At 51.1% G+C, this 17,680-nt stretch carries 10 protein-coding genes; 4 read left to right on the top strand and 6 right to left on the bottom strand.

The features are described 5' to 3' along the window. Window positions 1–13: 13 nt before the first annotated feature. The 5 genes from Q4E93_RS14655 to Q4E93_RS14635 form a co-directional block, all read right to left on the bottom strand. Window positions 14–1,369, bottom strand: a complete 1,356-nt coding sequence (locus tag Q4E93_RS14655) for a glutamine synthetase family protein (RefSeq protein WP_303586397.1) — start codon at window positions 1,367–1,369, stop codon at window positions 14–16. Further along, on the bottom strand, window positions 1,341–2,702 hold the full coding sequence (gene eat, locus Q4E93_RS14650; RefSeq protein ID WP_303586395.1) for an ethanolamine permease: 1,362 nt from the start codon (window positions 2,700–2,702) through the stop codon (window positions 1,341–1,343). Before eat ends, Q4E93_RS14655 begins: the two co-directional genes overlap by 29 nt. Window positions 2,703–2,794: 92 nt before the next feature. Then, window positions 2,795–3,889, bottom strand: coding sequence for a histidine kinase (locus Q4E93_RS14645; RefSeq protein ID WP_303586393.1), 1,095 nt, complete (start codon window positions 3,887–3,889; stop codon window positions 2,795–2,797). Between the two features lie 68 nt (window positions 3,890–3,957). Continuing rightward, window positions 3,958–5,307, bottom strand: coding sequence for a SusD/RagB family nutrient-binding outer membrane lipoprotein (locus tag Q4E93_RS14640; protein ID WP_303586392.1), 1,350 nt, complete (start codon window positions 5,305–5,307; stop codon window positions 3,958–3,960). An 18-nt stretch (window positions 5,308–5,325) separates the two neighbouring features. Next, complete coding sequence (locus tag Q4E93_RS14635; protein ID WP_303586391.1) at window positions 5,326–8,631, bottom strand: SusC/RagA family TonB-linked outer membrane protein; 3,306 nt, start codon at window positions 8,629–8,631, stop codon at window positions 5,326–5,328. A 578-nt stretch (window positions 8,632–9,209) separates the two neighbouring features. Here Q4E93_RS14635 and Q4E93_RS14630 point away from each other — a divergent pair. The 4 genes from Q4E93_RS14630 (at window position 9,210) to Q4E93_RS14615 (ending at window position 16,178) form a co-directional block, all read left to right on the top strand. Further along, entirely contained in the window at window positions 9,210–12,302 is a 3,093-nt protein-coding gene (locus tag Q4E93_RS14630; protein ID WP_303586389.1) for a SusC/RagA family TonB-linked outer membrane protein, read from the top strand. A gap of 22 nt (window positions 12,303–12,324) precedes the next feature. Then, the gene (locus Q4E93_RS14625; RefSeq protein WP_303586388.1) at window positions 12,325–13,770 is read left to right on the top strand and encodes a SusD/RagB family nutrient-binding outer membrane lipoprotein; all 1,446 of its coding nucleotides are present in this window, start codon (window positions 12,325–12,327) and stop codon (window positions 13,768–13,770) included. Window positions 13,771–14,287: 517 nt separating this feature from the next. Beyond that, window positions 14,288–15,322 carry a sensor histidine kinase gene (locus Q4E93_RS14620; protein ID WP_303586386.1) on the top strand — a complete coding sequence of 345 codons (1,035 nt, stop codon included), beginning with the start codon at window positions 14,288–14,290 and terminating at the stop codon, window positions 15,320–15,322. Between the two features lie 100 nt (window positions 15,323–15,422). Beyond that, window positions 15,423–16,178, top strand: coding sequence for a LytR/AlgR family response regulator transcription factor (locus Q4E93_RS14615; RefSeq protein ID WP_303586384.1), 756 nt, complete (start codon window positions 15,423–15,425; stop codon window positions 16,176–16,178). An 86-nt stretch (window positions 16,179–16,264) separates the two neighbouring features. On the opposite strand, the gene Q4E93_RS14610 is transcribed toward Q4E93_RS14615, so the two are convergent. Then, window positions 16,265–17,557: a sensor histidine kinase gene (locus Q4E93_RS14610; protein WP_303586382.1), complete on the bottom strand. Its 1,293-nt coding sequence runs from the start codon at window positions 17,555–17,557 to the stop codon at window positions 16,265–16,267. Between the last annotated feature and the right edge of the window lie 123 nt (window positions 17,558–17,680).

The raw sequence follows: 17,680 nt of genomic DNA, 5'->3' as shown, positions 1-17,680 counted from the left end.
AATGCAAAATAAACTAGATGATCTCGAAGTAACGCTTCATTTCCCAGTCCGTCACCTCCCGGGAGAATTGCCTCCACTCCCACTCCCGCGTGCGGACAAAATGATCCGCGAAAGCTTCCCCAAAAAGTTCCGCCGCCAGGGGTGACTGTTTCATCGCCTGCGCCGCCTCCCAAAGGTTCCGCGGCAGCACGCCCAGCCCCTTATCCGCATACCCGCTGCCACGCGTGGCAGGAACTTCCAGCTTCAATCCCTGCCGGATCCCGTACAGGCCGGAAGCAAGACAGGCCGCCATGGCCAGGTAAGGATTGGAATCGCTGCCCACCACCCTCGTCTCCAGGCGCGTGGAAGTAGCGCTGCCCGGCAACGCACGCAGGGCGGTAGTCCGGTTGTCGATTCCCCAGGTCACCGTGGTAGGGGCCCAGGCGCCTTCCACCAGTCGCTTGTAGCTGTTTACCGTAGGCGCATACATTGGCAGGATATAAGGCAAACAATATAATTGCCCGGCAATATAACTTTCCATCAGGCTGCTGATACCTGTGGCACTTCCCGCCTCATAAAATAAATTCTGTCCGCCATCCGCAGTCCAAAGGCTTTGATGCACATGGCCGCTGCACCCCGGCAGCTCAGCGCTGACCTTGGCCATAAAAGTAGGCAGGATGTCATGCCGGTGAGCGATCTCTTTGACCCCTGCCTTGAAAAGGACAGCCCGGTCCGCAGCCTCCAGTACCTCGGCGTACAGGATCGCCGCTTCATACACCCCCGGCCCGGTCTCCGTATGCAACCCTTCTATGGGGACATCGAACTTTTCCAACAGATCGAATAGATCCTGGAAATAAGCGCTGCCCTGTGAAGCCCGGAGTATAGAATAGCCAAACATCCCCTCGCTGAGAGGAGGAAGATTTCCGTAATCCTTTGCCGCCACCGCACCTCCCTTGCCCAAAAAGTTGAACCATTCGAATTCCTGTGAGAAAAAAGCCTGGTAACCCATTTCCTTCGCCTGCCCGATCACCCGTTTCAATACCCCCCTGGGACAAGGCGCATCCTGGAATCCCGCCAGGAAAAAAGGCAGGTCATTCTCCCAGGGCACCCGCCGGAATGTCCCTATATCGATCTTGGCCAACGCATCCGGGTAGCCCGTATGCCAGCCTGTAAACTTACCATTGTCATATGCCTGGTCCGCTGCATCCCACCCGAAAACCACATCACAAAAACCAAAGCCCTTTTCAACCACCGATCTGAACTTGTCCAGGCTGATCAGCTTCCCCCTCAGCACGCCATCGATATCCGTGACAGCCAGCTTGACCTTGGTAGTGCTCTCTTCCGTAAGCTCCTGTAGCAGCTCAGGCAGCGATTGTTGATTCCGCATCATCTGTTCGATTTGTAAAGTATTTAAACGCAAAATAGCCCAGGACCAGCAACGAAAAATATATCAAAGATAATTTAATATTCAGGGTGATCATCGCCACCAGCGCAATGACGGCGATCACCAGTGCAATAAGAGGAAAATAAGGATAAAAAGGAACTTTGAATGGCCGTTCCAACCCCGGCTCCTTCCTTCTCAGCATCAACAGGGACAACATGGCGAGGATATACAGCGTCAGGGCGCCAAAACAGGAAATGGTAATGATCTCTCCCGTCCGCCCGGTGAGCAAAGCCACGATCCCGATACACATATTCACCAGCAATGCATTCACGGGTGTTCTGAACCGGGAATGCACCCTCCCGAAAGCCTCCGGTATATATTTCACCCGCCCGAACTCGAAGGTCGCCCGGCTGGCAGCCAGGATAATACCGTGGAAAGAGGCGATCAGCCCCATCAGCCCGATCGTGATCAGCAAATGGTACATCAATCCGCTGTCACCGGTGATCCTGGATAAAGCCAGCGGCAGGGGACTGTCCGAGGCAGCAGCGCCCGGAGTACGATATACGATGGCTTCCCACCCCGCCACACCGATGGAGGAAAGAAATACGAGCACACACAAAGCTATCAGCGTCGCCAGCGCCGAACCAAAGCCCAACAGCACATTCCGCTGCGGACGAATGGTTTCCTCCGCCACATTCGCTACCCCCTCCAAACCCAGGAAGAACCAGATGGCAAAAGGCACCGCCGCCCATACGCCCTTCCACCCGTTGGGAAAGTCATTGTGCCGCAGGTTGGCAGCCGAAAAATGAGGAAAGCAGATCCCCGCAAACAACAACAGTTCAAACACCGCCAGCACCGTCACCACCAGCTCAAAACCCGCCGCCGCCTTCACACCCAGAATATTGAGGCCGGTGAAAATGACATAAGCGATTATCGCGATCGCCGTAACGGGCATCTGCGGAAAGAAGATATTGAAATAGGCGCCGATGGCCGCCGCAATCGCAGGAGGAGCAAAAACAAATTCTATCAGCTGGGCCATGCCCGCGATAAAACCCCATTCCTGGTTCAACGCCCTCGTGGCATAGTCGAATACGCCGCCCGCCCGGGGAATGGCGCAGGACAACTCAGTGTAAGAAAATGTGAACGTGATATAAAGGAGGATGATAAAGGAAGTGGCGATAGCCATTCCCCGGGTCCCCCCTTCGGCCAAACCCAGGTTCCAGCCGAAATACATGCCCGAGATGACATAGCCTACGCCCAATCCCCACAACATCAGGGGGCCAAGGGTACGCGATAAGGTAGGACTGGGGGAAGACGCCTGCTCGTGTTTGATTGCCATCTCTTAAAGATAATCCATAAACCGAAACCTCCAAAAAACCAAAACCCTGGCTCACAGCTCACAGCTTGTAGCTTGCAGCTTGTAGCTTGCAGCTAAGTAATCGCCCTGTTTAAATTGATCTTCAGATTGACAATGAATTGTTCCGCAGTGATCGTAACCCTTAACTCGTGACTCTCCGGATATAGCAGGTTCAACCTTCTCCCGATGTGGTGCAGTGATAGCGAATGCCCGTTCATCAGCGTGCTGCTGTCGATAGGCTTGCTCCACCCCAGCTTCATCTCGAAATGACCATTATCCACCCATACTTCCAGGTCCATATTTTTTTGAGGCATCTCCAGTAAACCCAGCTGGCGAAACCCGTTCTCCACCATGGGAAGAATGATAAAAGGAGCGATGCGTTCCCCGGATGGATTACCCACTATCTTGACCATCACCTGCAGACTATCGGCATTGCCCGTTTTTTCCAACCCGACATATTCTTCCAGCAGGGATAACTCCTTTTCCAGGCTCACACTGGCCTGGTTATTATCATAAATGACATATAACAATAGATTCTTTATTTTTTTCACCATACCGGGGATCAGCGAGGGCCGGATGACAGACAGCTGCTCCACCCTGTCCAGCGCATTGATCAGGAACACAGGCTGCAGCGCCCCCGCCTGCAGCGTTGGCTCCAGATGCTGCTTCTCCTTCTTCATCAGGTCCAGTTCCTGCTGCTTGATGGCCCACATCTTCCCCAGTTTGATGGCCGCAGCCAGCCCGCCCTCCATATTGATCTGGTAAAAAAGATTCAGGAATACCCAGGGTACATTCTTCGAGAACACAGGTGGCGGCAACCCGAATGCCTCCCGTATGTAAGGGACCGCCAGGTGATTATAACCCCGAAAAATCAATATGAATAAAACGGAAAAAAGCATCCACAGTAAGATCATCTGGATATAATGCCCTTTGTAAAGGAACCTCGGCAATAGAAAATAGATAATGGAATAACAGAAGATCATATCCAGTGGTGTCGATAAGCTCACCTCCACCAAGGATGCCCCCAGCGTACTGCTTAAAGGGTAACGCCCCTGCCAATAGACAATATTGAACACCGTGTAATAAATGATCCATAACAGCCAGAACAAAGCATGCCGGGTAACGCGGTACCGCCGGTTATTCGAAAATACGAGAGAATTGACGGCCATAGTATTCCAATAGGGCGGCCCCGGCTGCGCGCCAGGGCCGCTATAATTTTACAATGTGGGCAGCTCTTCTAATTATCCCAGAAAAGCTTGGGAGAATATAAGGTCACGGCCGGTGTATTGGCAGTATTATACGACAATTCGCTTTGAGGATACAACAATCTGCGCGGGATTGGCCCCCCTGTGACCGAAGGCAGCACAGGAACGCCGGTACGGCGCCAGACGGTAAACACCTCCGGATTAAGATATAGTGCATAATACTCTTCCCGCGCTACCTGCGCGATGGCCGCATCCACGCTGGCATTCGTCAGCGTAGCGTGTGCGGCAATATAAGTGGTGATATCGCCTGCCGCTACCCCGAGCTTTGTCATATTCGTCGTAACGGCATCCTTCAACAAAATTGCGGCAGCGGCAAAATCGCCGGTTGCCCGCAAAGTAGCCTCCGCGGAGATGAACTGGAGCTCTTCAAAAGTGATGAATTCCACGGGCGAGTTCGCGCTGCCAAAATAAGCGCCCAGGGCAGCGTCGTCTGGATTCGGATCGACATAAATGTTTAGCCGTGGATCATTCCGGGCCGTCATGGAATCCGCCAACGGAGCATCCACGAATGTTTCATCACCAGGCCGCTGTGTAGTGAACTGGTACCAGGGGTTCGCCCCGTTCTCGGAGGTAGAGGATATGTAAATGGCGGCATGTTTTTCATCCGGGAATGACTTGCCTACTTCCTGAAGCGCCAGGTTCGCCATGGCAGCATTCCCCTTGCTCTGATGAATATAGAGCCGCGCCAGGATCGCGTGCCCAAAATATTTCCACGATGCAGCATCCCCGCCATATAAATGATCATCAACCCCCGGCGTGATCAGCCCCGGGTCGGGATTGTCGATATACTCGATACCTTTGTTCACGAGGCTGACGATCGTGTCGTACAACCCCTGCGCCTTATCATAGGCCGGCTTCAGGTTCTTGTCTCCCTTCATCGCCTGCGAATACGGAAGGTCGCCCCAAAGGTCTACTCCGAGCTGCAGGCTGTAGGCCATGATGATCCTGCTGATCCCGCTATACATATTATAGCCTTTCCGGTCAGACAGGTGCATCAACGTGTCATTATTGTTCAGGACGGAAGTATAATAGTCCGGCCATAAGTTGTCAAAAGTGCCCGGATTAAGAATATAATTATAATACTGCTGCGACTGGGCATTATGACCGAACACCTGCTGCGTGAACAGAGAGGTGAACCTGGATATATCCCCTCCCTGCGTATAGGCCAGCGAAGCTTCCACATTGGAAAGGAGAAGGTTGGGCGGCACGGAATCCGGGGCGTTCGGGTTTTTATTATAATCTGTAAAAAAAGATTTTTTGCACGAGACCGTCGACAGCAGCGCTCCTGCTAAGAGAACACAGAAAAATATCTTGATTTTCATACGCTTATATTTTTTTGATTAGAGACCGATATTTAGACGAACACCATAGCTCTTGGTGCCGGGGTTATTGAAATAATCCAAACCCTGCGCATTCGAAGGCCCCGTGAGGCTGGTCTCCGGATCGACGCCGTCATACTTGGTCCATATCTTGAGATTATTGGCAAAGACGGTCAGAGACAATAGGTTGAGCTTGCTCTTGCCCAACACCCCTTTCGGCAATTCATAGGTCAGGCTGACCTGGCGTATCCTTGTCCAACCTCCGCTTTCAACGTCTATTTCCTGCGGACCGCCAAAACTGTTGCCGATGTTCTGCCAATAGAATTGATCATAGCTGGAGGCAGTTGTATTCTGCCCGCCTACTCCGGCCTTTTCTGAGCCGCCTTCATCATGCACCAGGTTGCCGGCCAGGTCAAGGTGCCCCAGCGGGCCCGTCCAGGTATGTGCCGTATAACGATTGCTGGTTTCTGCGGCAGTACCCTTATTCGCCAAAGCGCCCCTGGTACCATTCCACATATCGCTGCCATGCCTTACGTCGATCTGGAATCCGAAAGTCAGCCCCTTGTAGGATACGCTGCTGATGGCTGATCCGATCCAGTCGGGGTTCGTATTACCGATCACCTCGTTGGGACCTCCGGTCAATGGCTGATATTGTCCGCCTCCAACGCCCCCGTTATCCTGGATGACGATGGGACTCTTCAGGTTCTTGGGATCCGTGTGAACATAGGTGTTTCCATAGATCATGCCGAAAGGCTTGCCCGCCACGGCATCTATCTCGGCCTCGCCGCCGCCAAAGCCGGCTACGAAGAAGCGGTCGATGCCCGGTGCAAGTGAGATCACCTTATTCAGGTTTCGGCTCCAGTTGAAAGTCACGTCCCAGCGAAGGCCATAAGTGGTCTTGATCGGCGTTGTCTGCAACGTCAGCTCCAATCCCTTGTTGTCGATGGTAGCAGCATTCAGCAATTTGCCCGCATAGCCGGAAGAATAGGCCACCGAAACAGGGAAAATAACGTCCTTCGAACGGCTGTAGTAAGCCGTTGCATTCAACGTTATCCTGTTCTTCAGGAAGGACAGGTCCGTACCGAGTTCGTAAGAGTAGGTGTTCTCAGGCTTCAGGTCCTTGTTGCCGATGGTCGTATTGACATTGCTGATCTGGTAACCGGCTATGCCGTCGACGGGGAACGTAATACCTGTGGTAAAACCGTCCTTGGTGCTTGCCGGGATCAGGTATGTCCGCAGTCCGTAAATGGGCGCATCCTTGCCCACCTGTGCGAATGAAGCCCGCACCTTGCCAAAAGAGATCAGGTTGCTGCTCTTCACACCTTCCAGTTCGGAGAATACCCAGGAGAAGTTTACCGAAGGATAAAAGAAGGTATTGTTCGCAGCCGGGAGGGTGGAAGAAGTTTCCCGGCGACCGGTAACAGTCAGATAATACATTTCCCTGTATTTCAAAGTAGCCTCCGCATAGAACGCCATCGTCCGCTTGTGGGCCTGCGTTTCACTGGCCAGGTACGAGGAAGCATTGGAAATATCAAGGAATCCGGGAATATTGAAAGAAGTACCCGAAGCGAACTGGATATTATTGGTCGTCGTAAAATAATTGTGCCCTACCAGCAAAGTACCCGACAGGTCATCCGAGAAACGATGACGCATATTCACCGTAAAGTCAGAATTGAACTGTTGGTTGGTATAATGGTTCGAATAGACGGCGCCGTTTACAAAATTCGCGGAGTTGAGGTCATACGCATCCTTATCTGACTGGGTATAGACGTCACCGCCTACCCTCCAGGAGAGGTCCATCCAATCCAGCGCCTTGAGCACCGCCTGGCCGTACCCGAAAACACGGTTCAGCTTTGAAGTAAATGGCTCTTTATTCACTACCCAATACGGGTTGTCATATCTGCCAAACCCACGATAGCTCCGCTGGCGGCCTGTACCGTCCTGGAACTGATAGGCATCCAGATAATCCGCCGCATTTTTTGTATGGCCATTTGCATTGTCAAAAGTAGCCGGCGTACGGAACAGCCCCAGCGTTACGCCGGAAAGACTGGAACCCTGGTGTACTTTATGATTGTCCGAGTTAGTGTAAGTCGCTCCGCCCATAACACTCAGCCGGTCGCTTAGCCTGCTCTGTCCGTTCAGGCTGAAAGTGGTCTTTACATATTTACTCTTAGGAATAATGCCGGTCTGCTCGATATTACCTAACGACATACGATAGGCGCTTCTATCATTCCCGCCGGATACGGCAATATTATTGTTGTAGGTAAAGCCATGCTGGAAGAACTTATACCGGTCGTAGGGCACCACCTTGGTCTTTGCCGTCGGATCGGACTTCCCGACGATATCTCCATGTTTGTCCCATTTGTAATTCGTATTCCCGTCCCAGTAAAGCGTGTCTATGCTAGGTCCCCAGGAAATGGAAGCCCCCGTGGCCGGACCTGCATATTCTCCATCGGACCCCTGCGCCCACCGGCTCTGCAATGGTGGTAGATTACTCACCTTGTCCAACGTAACCGAACTGTTGAACGTTATGCCCACACCCTTGCGGTTGGAACCCTTCTTCGTCGTGATAATGATGGCGCCACTGGCAGCCTGGATGCCATATAAGGCAGTAGCCGCAGGACCTTTCAATATATTGATCGATTCGATATCATCCGGGTTCAGGTCGGAACCACGGTTGGTCGGCTGCGCCCCACCCGTAAGGTCCGCTCCAGGTCCGCCTGCGAGAGCCCCTGCATTGGTAGGGTCAAAATTGTTGACCGAGTTGTCGATGGGCACGCCATCCACCACCATCAGGGGTTGGTTGCTACCCGTAATGGAAGTAACGCCGCGCAAACGGAAATAAACGCCGCCGCCAGGATCACCCGTGCTTGTAATCACCTGCAGGCCGGAAGCCTTACCTTCCAGTTCCCCCAGCGCATTGCCGGTTCCTGATCTGTTCAGCGCATCAGCGCTCACCGTCTGGGTGGCCGTCCCCAACTCCCTTTTTTCCCTTCTGATACCCAATGCCGTAACGACCACTTCGTTCATAATACCCCTGTTGGCAAATAGCTGCACAGCTATATCGCCTTGCCCTTTCACAGCAACCTCCCTGGATGTAAAACCAATGGCGCTTATTACCAGTATAGCATTGTCAGGGGCCATAAGACGAAAAGATCCGTCCGCATTTGCACTCACCCCCGTCCTTTTACCTTTGACATTGATAGAGGCCCCGGAAATCGGGGTACCAGTCGAATCAGTGACCTTGCCGGTCACCTCTCTGTTCTGAGCAGGACTCAGATAGGCAATAGCCAATAATAGAATGGTTAGAACCAAACATTTTCTCATTTTGCTGTCGTTTTTCGTTAATGTGTGTGTTGACTCAAGTAACTGCCCGTTTATCACCATCACAGGCCGGTTATAAAATCAGACAAAAAAATTAACTTTTCTGACGCATCCGGAAGAAGGCTAATGACCCAACTGGGAAAAAGAACAGCTGAAGCGGGAAAAAGACCACTTGAAAATGTCCATCTAATACCAATTGTTAAAATGGGTTTCCTAATGGTCATCCGGACAACATCAACGGCTTGAAAGTCAAGAACCGCTTGAACCAATTAATAGCCGATCATAAATAGCAGAATATACATGATTGTTTTTTCAGATGCGTTATTTCCTGCTTCAGCAGTCATTTTTCCCCCTTCAGTTATTTTGACCTTATCTATGGCCGCATTTCGCCCAATTTTTTGTCTTATAATAGGCAGTCATATACAATTTTGATGCAATATCAACAATTTTGGTGCAACACCAGGGTTGTTTGGTACTGGTTGAACTATCGAATGCGTCATTTAGGTAGTGACTGAGTTATGGATAGTACAGTCCCCAACTCGCTATTTATATCTAATGTTCACAAAACCAAAAACTGATGTATGAGAAAAACACTAAGATTAACTGTTATTCTCCTGCTTTCCTCCATTTGGGCATTTCCTCAAACGAAGGATATCACAGGAAAGATTACTGACTCCACCGGGGCGCCAATTGCCGGAGCATCAATTAAAATAAAAGGCATTCAAAGAGGCACCAGCGCTTCTGCCGACGGGACTTTCAAAATTACGGCTCCGTCCAACGCTACCCTGATCATCAGCGCCGTAGGATTTGAACCCCGGGAGATCAGCGCCGGCAGCGCCGATTTCTTCATCCAGCTGCATTCCAGCACAAGCACCTTAAACGAAGTAGTCGTCACCTCCCTGGGTATTCGCAGAGAAAAAAGAAATCTGACCTACAGTGCCCAGGAGATCAAAGGCGAATCACTCGTCGCGGCCAAGCAGGACAACATCGTCAATGGCCTGGCCGGTAAGGTCTCAGGCGTCCAGATCACCAACACTACCGGCATGCCAGGCAGTTCCTCCCGCATCGTCATCCGGGGAGCTACCTCGCTCACCCAGGAAAATCAGCCGCTGTTTGTTGTGGACGGCGTACCCATCGACAATAATGAAGCAGGTTCCATCGACGCCACCGGCGTAGGAGCCAATAATGCAGCGCTCAACCAGGGCAGCTCCTCCAACAGGGGAATCGACCTCGACCCCAATATCATCGAGTCCGTGACGGTACTGAAAGGTGCCGCTGCCACGGCCCTATACGGAGCCGCTGCCGCCAGAGGAGCCATCATCATCACCACGAAGCAAGGCGCCCGCTCGGGCAAACCACAGGTCTCGGTAAGCAGCAGCTATAGTATCAGCAAGCCTCTCTATTATGACGTGCAGAACAAATGGGCCCAGGGAAGCCAGGGCGTCTTTATCGATGGTAATGGCCCCAGTAAATCTTCTTTCAGCTGGGGCCCCGCAGTAGACACTCTCCACGGCGCCAACGGTCAGCTGGTAAAGACCTACGATCAGCAGAAGATGTTCTTCAGGACAGGCCATACCACCGATAACAACATCAGCGTTTCCGGCGCCAACGACAAATCCAGGTACCTGTTCTCCTATTCTTATCTGAAAAATGATGGGATCACTCCCCACACCGATTTCACCAGGCATTCCGTCTTCGCGAAATTCACAAACCAGTTGGGAAGCAAGGTCACAGCCAATTTCCAGATGAACTATATCAACACCGTCAACAACAGGGTCAATGAAGGCAATGGACTCGCCAACCCTTTGTGGACGGTCTTTGCGGCTCCCATCACCTGGAATCCCCATCCGGATACCCTGCCCGATGGCACCCAGAATCTCTACCGCTCCCAGTCGAGGAATAACTCCTATTTCACGCTGGACAACACCGGCTTCGTATCGACTGTCAACCGCTTCCTGCCGACGGCTACCTTCTCCTACAATGCCCTGCCCTGGCTGACCATTACGGAAAGGATCGGTGCGGATATCTATACAGACCAGTCCACCTATCATGAGTCCAGCAGGATCATCAATGGCACCTTCTTCAACAACGGAGGCGTCTCCAACAGGACTCAGAATTACCGGCAGTTCAACAACGACTTCATCGTTGAAATGCATAAGGACCTCACCAGCGACCTGAACGGGTCCTTCCTGGTAGGTACCAACTTGCTGTCCCGGTATTCCCGGTTCAATACAGAAACCGGGCTAGGCCAGAACGTAGACAATTTTTACAACATCGCCACTTTCGGCACCGTCACCAGCACCGACAACATTAGCCGGTATAGAAAAGTAGGTTTTTATGCCCAGGCCAACCTGGAGTATAAAAAAATGCTGAACCTGGCCCTCACCGGCCGCTATGACGGGACATCCGTACTCAACACCGACAAGAGCTACTATCCTTATGGTTCCGTTGCTGGTGGCTTCATCTTCTCCGAGCTGCTCAAGGGTAATCCTGCTTCCCTCAGCTTCGGAAAGATCAGGGTTTCCTATTCCGCGGTGGGAAATGACAACCTGGCTCCCTATGCCCTGACCACCAATTTCGCACCGGCCACCGGAACAGCCAACAACATCAGCTATCCCTATAATGGACAAAGCGCATTCCTCATTTCTAATGTTTTAGGAAATCCCAATCTGAAAAATGAAAGCCTGACGGAATTCGAGACAGGGCTGGAATTGAAATTCATGCACAATCGCCTTTCCTTCGAGGGTTCCTATTTCATCCGCAAGACAAAGGACCTGCTTACGCCTGTGCCCATCGGTCCATCTTCCGGATACTTCACCTATAATCTCAATGCGGGTAGCATGCAGGACAAAGGTATTGAGCTGCTCGTCAGCGGCACCCCCGTCATGACCAGGGACTTCTCCTGGGAGGTGCTGGCTACCTTCACCAGGATCCGGAATAAGGTGTTGAAACTGGCGCCAAATGTCTCCAATATCCAGTTCGGCGGATTTGGCGGCGGCGGCGGCACCTATGCATTCGCCGGCCAACCCTACGGCATGCTCTACGGTTCCACCTACCTCCGGGATGGAAAAGGCAATATCATCATCGATGATGATCCCAGCAGTGCCTCCTATGGCACTCCGCTGATAGGCGACCTTGCCATCATCGGCAACACCAACCCGGACTTCCTGGCAGGTCTGACGAACACCTTCACCTATAAAGCAATTACCGTTAGCTTCCTGTTCGACTGGAGACAAGGCGGAGATATCTTTAACCTGGACGATCATTACAACTGGTTCTACGGTACTCCCAAAGCCACGGAAAACCGCGCCCCAAGGGTCCTGAAAGGAGTCCTGGCCAGCGACAATTCAAAGCCGAATGACATTAGCATCTCGGCCCAACAGTATTTCACCAATGTCAGTAACATCGACGAAGCCTGTGTTGAAAAAGGAACTTATGTAAAACTGAGGACTGCCAGCCTCTCTTATTCTATCACTCCGGAAACGCTGAGAAAGTCGCCTTTCAAGTCCGTTATCGTCACGCTCAGCGGCACCAACTTATTCATTTATAAACCCCATTTCACCAGCCCCGATCCCGAAGCAAGCATTTCAGGCAACGGCAACGGCCAGGGCGTCACCAACTATATGACCCCGACCACCCGCAACTTCATTCTCGGGGTTAAACTGGGTCTTTAATCTTAACCAATAAATCAGAAAAATGAAAAAGTATATATATAGCATCCCATTGTTGTTGTTTATCCTGGCGGGCAGTGCTGGCTGCAAGAAATACCTGGACGTGAATCATGATCCGAATAACCCGGCCAATGTACAGGAATCCCTGATCCTGTTCCCGGTGGAAATGGCCCTTTCCACTGCCATCGCAGGTGGATCCCTGACCAGTGGGAATTTTACCACCATCGCTGTGACGGACGCCTACTGGACCCAGCAGCTGGCGCTGAACCAGCCCCCTCCGCAGGTGGATGTATACCAGATACGGCCCGCCGACGTGGACCAGGTATTCCTCACGGCGTACAGCACCGGCCTGCAAAACCTGCTTATTCTTGACCGTAACTCGCGGGCCAATAAGAATTATGCCTATACCGTAACCGCCAAGACTTTGACTGCCTATTGCCTGGGTATCATGACGGACCATTGGGGAGACATACCTTATTCCAAGGGCCTTGATGGCAAGGTGGTGGTACCTTACGACAAACAGGAAGACGTTTACAAAGCTATGCAGTCGATGCTGGACAGTGCGATCTTGATGGCCGATGCTATAGTGAACCAAACCCTGGAACCGGGTATACACACTCCCGGCAGCGATGATGCCCTTTATGGAGGAGATATGAGCCTTTGGAAGAAATTCGCCTACGCCTTGAAGGCAAGATATTATATTCACCTGACCAAGGCGCCCGGCTATGATGCAGCAACTCAGGCCGGTCTTGCCCTGGACGCCGCCTCAAAAAGCTTCGCCTCCAATGATGAAGAAGCCAAAAACAGTTTGTATACAAGTCAAGGTGGCCAGGAAGGCCCCTGGTACGAGAACATCGACCCAGGGCAGGGCGGCGTTGTAATGGCCTCCACGCTCATCAATAATCTTAAAAGCACGAATGACCCCAGGCTCCCCATTCTGGTCACAAAAGGCTCAGGAGGCACCGATACTGGACGGGTCATCGGTACGGAAATAGCGACCAACTACAGGGTCTATTCTTTGATCAATGACTTTTACGCTGCCGCAGATGCTCCCAGCTATATTTTCAATTATTCGGAGATCCTGTTCATAGAGGCAGAAGCTCTTTTCCGCACTGCCGGCGCCGCCGCCGCCCAGCCAGTGTTCATCAACGGGATCAATAGCCATATGGCCAAACTTGGACTGGACACCACTTCAGCTGCCGTCACAGCCTATGTAGCTTCAAGATTACCCCTCACCGCCGGCAATGCCCTGCAAAGGATCATGGAGGAAAAATCCATCGCCAACTTCCTGAATATGGAAAATTACAACGACTGGAGAAGGACCGGGTTTCCCGCCCTCAACATCGTAAACAGCCCTTACGTGCCCACCATCCCCAGGAGATTTCCTTATCCTTTAGCGGAAATATCGGCCAATCCCCAGCCGGAACAAAGCGCCGCAATTACCGATCGTGTATGGTGGGATGCTCCTTAGTTTATAAGTAATTAATTGACTGCCACTTAGAGGCTGCCTTATCCAGGTAGCCTTTTTTATACACCACCCCTGTCCCTACCCACCCTGACACACAAAAAGCAGGTGGTAGAAACCACCTGCGAGTCACATGAGAAAACTTCTATCGGCAACTTTTGAAAATCCGGGGAAGTTGCCTTTTAGAAAAATTTATTTCCCCGGAAAAAACTATTAAGTCTGCGGCCAAGATACCTAATAATTAACCCCTACCAACGACTATCTGACTGAAGACCGCTAATAACCTACCGAACGGTCCTTTTCAACGGCCGAAAGGCGACTACCACCATCCTCAATCCCGGGACCTTTGTCCTTATAATCCCCCTTTTGCAATTAATTAACTTTTCTATCACAGGGTAAATGGGCATCTTTCGTTATCCTTTTACTACACATAGCAATGCACAGGCCATACCCTGCGTAAAAACACATTTCCCTTAAAACAATCTTGACTGAATTAGGCGCTATTGCCCTAACCCCAACTGCTATGGACAAAAAAAATGCTTTCGACGACAGGATGATCAGGCTGATCGGCATACCTGCATTGGGGCTCTTAATTCCTAATCTTTCCGGCATCATCACCAACGGGCTCTACACTTACCCCGAACTGATTGCCAGCTACGCCTTTTTCACCCTTGTCTCCTTCCTCGTCTGGCAAGGCAACGTCTGGCTCATGCACTACATAAGGAAAAGGTACACCTGGTCCTTCCGGCAATACCATAAGATCATCATCTCTCTCTTCTTCGTCAATATCGTTTATTCCGGGGCCCTCGCAGGCCTCCTGCTCAATTGCTGGAAAACCCTCTCACGCGAAGCGCATGTTCACAACGGCCCCCTCATCAGCGCCACGCTCATCATCATCATCGCAGCCTGCTTTATTACCAATATATACGAGATCATCTTTCTCAACCGGGAAAGAGAGGACAGCCGCTCCCGGGTCGAACAGCTCAACATCGCCAAAGCCCAGGCCGAGCTGGAAGCCCTGAAAAACCAGATAGACCCGCACTTCATCTTCAACTCCCTCAATACCCTCTCCTTCCTCATTACCCGCGACCCCCAAAATGCCCGCCTCTACAACGACACCCTGGCCAAAGTCTATCGATATATCCTCAGCAACAAGGAAAAAGACCTCGTGCTGCTGAAAGAAGAAGTGGAATTCATCAGCAATTATTTCTATCTGCTGAAGATCCGCTTCGGCGATGCCATCAGCATGATCATCGAGATCACCGACCTCTCCTCCGAAGATTTTCTCATCCCTCCCATCTCTATGCAGGCGCTCGTGGAAAATGCCATCAAACACAATGAATTCAACGAGAAAACTCCCCTGACCATCAATGTATCCGTATCCTCCAACTATGCCATCGTGAAGAATATCATCAACCTCAGGACCTATGCCGCCCCCACCTCGCGCATCGGCCTGGGCAACCTGGATAATAGGTATAAGCTCATCACCAAACGAAATATCATCATCGAGAATAATTTCAAGACTTTCACGGTGAAATTACCGATCATAAAATTTTAAAGCCTTATGCAACATTTCAATCAAAACCACCGACATATGTATGGACGGTAAGGAAAAAAACCCAAAACACCCTACCTTTGTAAGGTCTAAACCGAGTCACATGAAAGTGTTAATTGTAGAAGATGAACGACCCGCTTTCGAGAACATGGTTGAAGAATTGCAAGCCATAGACGAGAACATCAATGTGATGGCAGGCTGTACCAGCGTCGACGAATGTGTCCGCTGGCTCAACAAGAACCCGCAGCCGGATCTGATCTTGATGGACATTCAACTATCGGACGGCCTCTCATTTAATATCTTCAAAGCCGTCCAGGTCACCTGCCCCGTCATCTTTACCACCGCCTATGACAAATACCTCGGTCAGGCATTCGAATATTGCAGCATCGACTATCTCCTCAAACCCATCAGCCAGGATAAGCTGAAAAATGCCATCCGGAAATACAAGAACCTCCAGAGCCACTTCACCAGCAACCTCCACGGAATGCAGGATTACCTGAACAACCATGACAAAAAAAGGTCCAGGATCCTCGTCAAAAAAGGCATGGAGTTCCAGACAGTCCGCGTGGAAGATACAGGCTACTTCTTCACGGAACATAAATTGGTTTTCCTCGTCGACAAGGAAAACAGGAAGTACATGGCAGAAAAGAACAACCTCAGTGAGCTGGAAGAAGAGCTGGACAGGAATATTTTCTATAGAGCCAACAGGAAATATATCATCAACGCCAATTATGTCAAACGCTTCAAACCGCTGGAAAGAAGCAAGATCAGCGTCGAACTGACCCTCCCCGTTAGCGAAGAGATCATCATCAGCCAGGAAAATTCAGCCTCCTTCAAAAAATGGATCGGCGAGATCTAAACAAGCCTCAAGCTACAAGCTTCAAGCCGCAAGCTAAGGACTTATAAAAACCAACTTGTAGCTTGCAGCTCACAGCTTGCAGCTTTCTAAAAGTGGAGCAAAAACGAGCTCCCCTCCCCCTCTATCGACTGTACCTGTATATTCCCCTTATGCAACAGCATGATCTGCTTACAAAGACTTAACCCAATCCCGCTTCCCGTTTTCTTCGTGCTGAAGAACGGGATGAATATATTCTCCATTACCTCCGGCGACATCCCCGTCCCATTGTCACCCACCTTGATCAGCGCCCTCCCGTTATAGGTCGTCCCCAGCAACGTGATCCTCGGCTCGGGACTCTCCTTCACCGCCTCCACCGCATTCACCACCAGGTTGATCAACACCTGCTCGATCAGGCTCGTATCGGCATCCAGCGACAGATCAGGGTCCTTCAAAATGATCTCCATCTCGATATTCTTCTGTTCGAATGTGGGCTCCATCAGCACATGCAGGTTCTCAAAAAGGTCCCTCGCATACACTTTCTTCAGGCTCAGCGTGGTTATCTTATTCAGACTGCGGTAAGTTTCGGCAAACTTCAATAAACCTTCGCTCCTTCGCCTGATCGTCCCGATACCCACCTGCAGGTCATCCAACGCCTGGGGCTGCCCCTCCAGCAACGCAGCCGAAGCCTGCAGCCGGTGCGACAACGTTTCGGCCAAAGATGAAATAGGAGCCACCGAATTCATGATCTCATGCGTCATTACGCTCAACAGCTTCTGCCAGGCCTTCGCCTCCGTCTCATCCAGGGCTTCATTGACATTCTGAAAAGCGATCAGCTTATATATTTTACCATCCGTCTGAAAGGCCGTAACAGCCATCAGGGCCTTGAATGTATTACTTTCCTTCACGATGGACACCACCTTGCTCTCCCCCGGACGCAAATTCAACACCTCCTGGTAAAGCCCCGCATCCCTCCGCTCCAGAGAATGGATCGTTTTCAGATAAGGTACCCCCAGCATGCTCTTTAAAGACTCATTCATCCAGCTGATATCCCCGCTCTTATGCTCATAAGAGAGAATGCCCGTATTCACCAGCTCCAATATCTTTTGCAGATACTGGTACTGCGTCTCCCGCTCCCGGCTGATATTCTTGAAAGTCGAGTTGATATCGTTGAACCCCTGGCGCAGCGATTGAACCTCCACAGGCGCATCCTTCACATCGAAATGACGTGAGAAATCCCTGTAATGGATGGACTCTACGAATTGCTCCACCTCCGTCTGCGCCTTCTTGTGAAAATTGTAAAAGTCCACCAGCTGATAAATGATCAGGGGTATCAGGGCAGCAAGGAACTCATACCGCCCTTTCACCAGCAGGTAGCTGGCCGCCGACAAGGTGACGAACATAAACAATACCCTTATCAAGATTCTTTCCTGGTACCTCTTAAATATCATAATAAAACAGCTGCAAGCTACAAGCTATTAGCTACTAGCCAGCTTTTTTAAAACATTAATCACCTAATCAAACCC

The sequence above is a fragment of the Flavitalea plasmicola genome, from assembly GCF_030546645.1.
Classification (GTDB): domain Bacteria; phylum Bacteroidota; class Bacteroidia; order Chitinophagales; family Chitinophagaceae; genus Puia.
Note: the sequence above shows the minus strand (reverse complement) of the source record. Positions and strands in the feature narration are given on the sequence as shown.

What these genes read in the sequence shown, in the direction of transcription:
- Q4E93_RS14655 (WP_303586397.1), bottom strand. Translation starts at nt 1,369, where the DNA reads ATGATGCGGAATCAACAATCGCTGCCTGAGCTGCTACAGGAGCTTACG.
- eat (WP_303586395.1), bottom strand. Translation starts at nt 2,702, where the DNA reads ATGGCAATCAAACACGAGCAGGCGTCTTCCCCCAGTCCTACCTTATCG.
- Q4E93_RS14645 (WP_303586393.1), bottom strand. Translation starts at nt 3,889, where the DNA reads ATGGCCGTCAATTCTCTCGTATTTTCGAATAACCGGCGGTACCGCGTT.
- Q4E93_RS14640 (WP_303586392.1), bottom strand. Translation starts at nt 5,307, where the DNA reads ATGAAAATCAAGATATTTTTCTGTGTTCTCTTAGCAGGAGCGCTGCTG.
- Q4E93_RS14635 (WP_303586391.1), bottom strand. Translation starts at nt 8,631, where the DNA reads ATGAGAAAATGTTTGGTTCTAACCATTCTATTATTGGCTATTGCCTAT.
- Q4E93_RS14630 (WP_303586389.1), top strand. Translation starts at nt 9,210, where the DNA reads ATGAGAAAAACACTAAGATTAACTGTTATTCTCCTGCTTTCCTCCATT.
- Q4E93_RS14625 (WP_303586388.1), top strand. Translation starts at nt 12,325, where the DNA reads ATGAAAAAGTATATATATAGCATCCCATTGTTGTTGTTTATCCTGGCG.
- Q4E93_RS14620 (WP_303586386.1), top strand. Translation starts at nt 14,288, where the DNA reads ATGGACAAAAAAAATGCTTTCGACGACAGGATGATCAGGCTGATCGGC.
- Q4E93_RS14615 (WP_303586384.1), top strand. Translation starts at nt 15,423, where the DNA reads ATGAAAGTGTTAATTGTAGAAGATGAACGACCCGCTTTCGAGAACATG.
- Q4E93_RS14610 (WP_303586382.1), bottom strand. Translation starts at nt 17,557, where the DNA reads ATGTTCGTCACCTTGTCGGCGGCCAGCTACCTGCTGGTGAAAGGGCGG.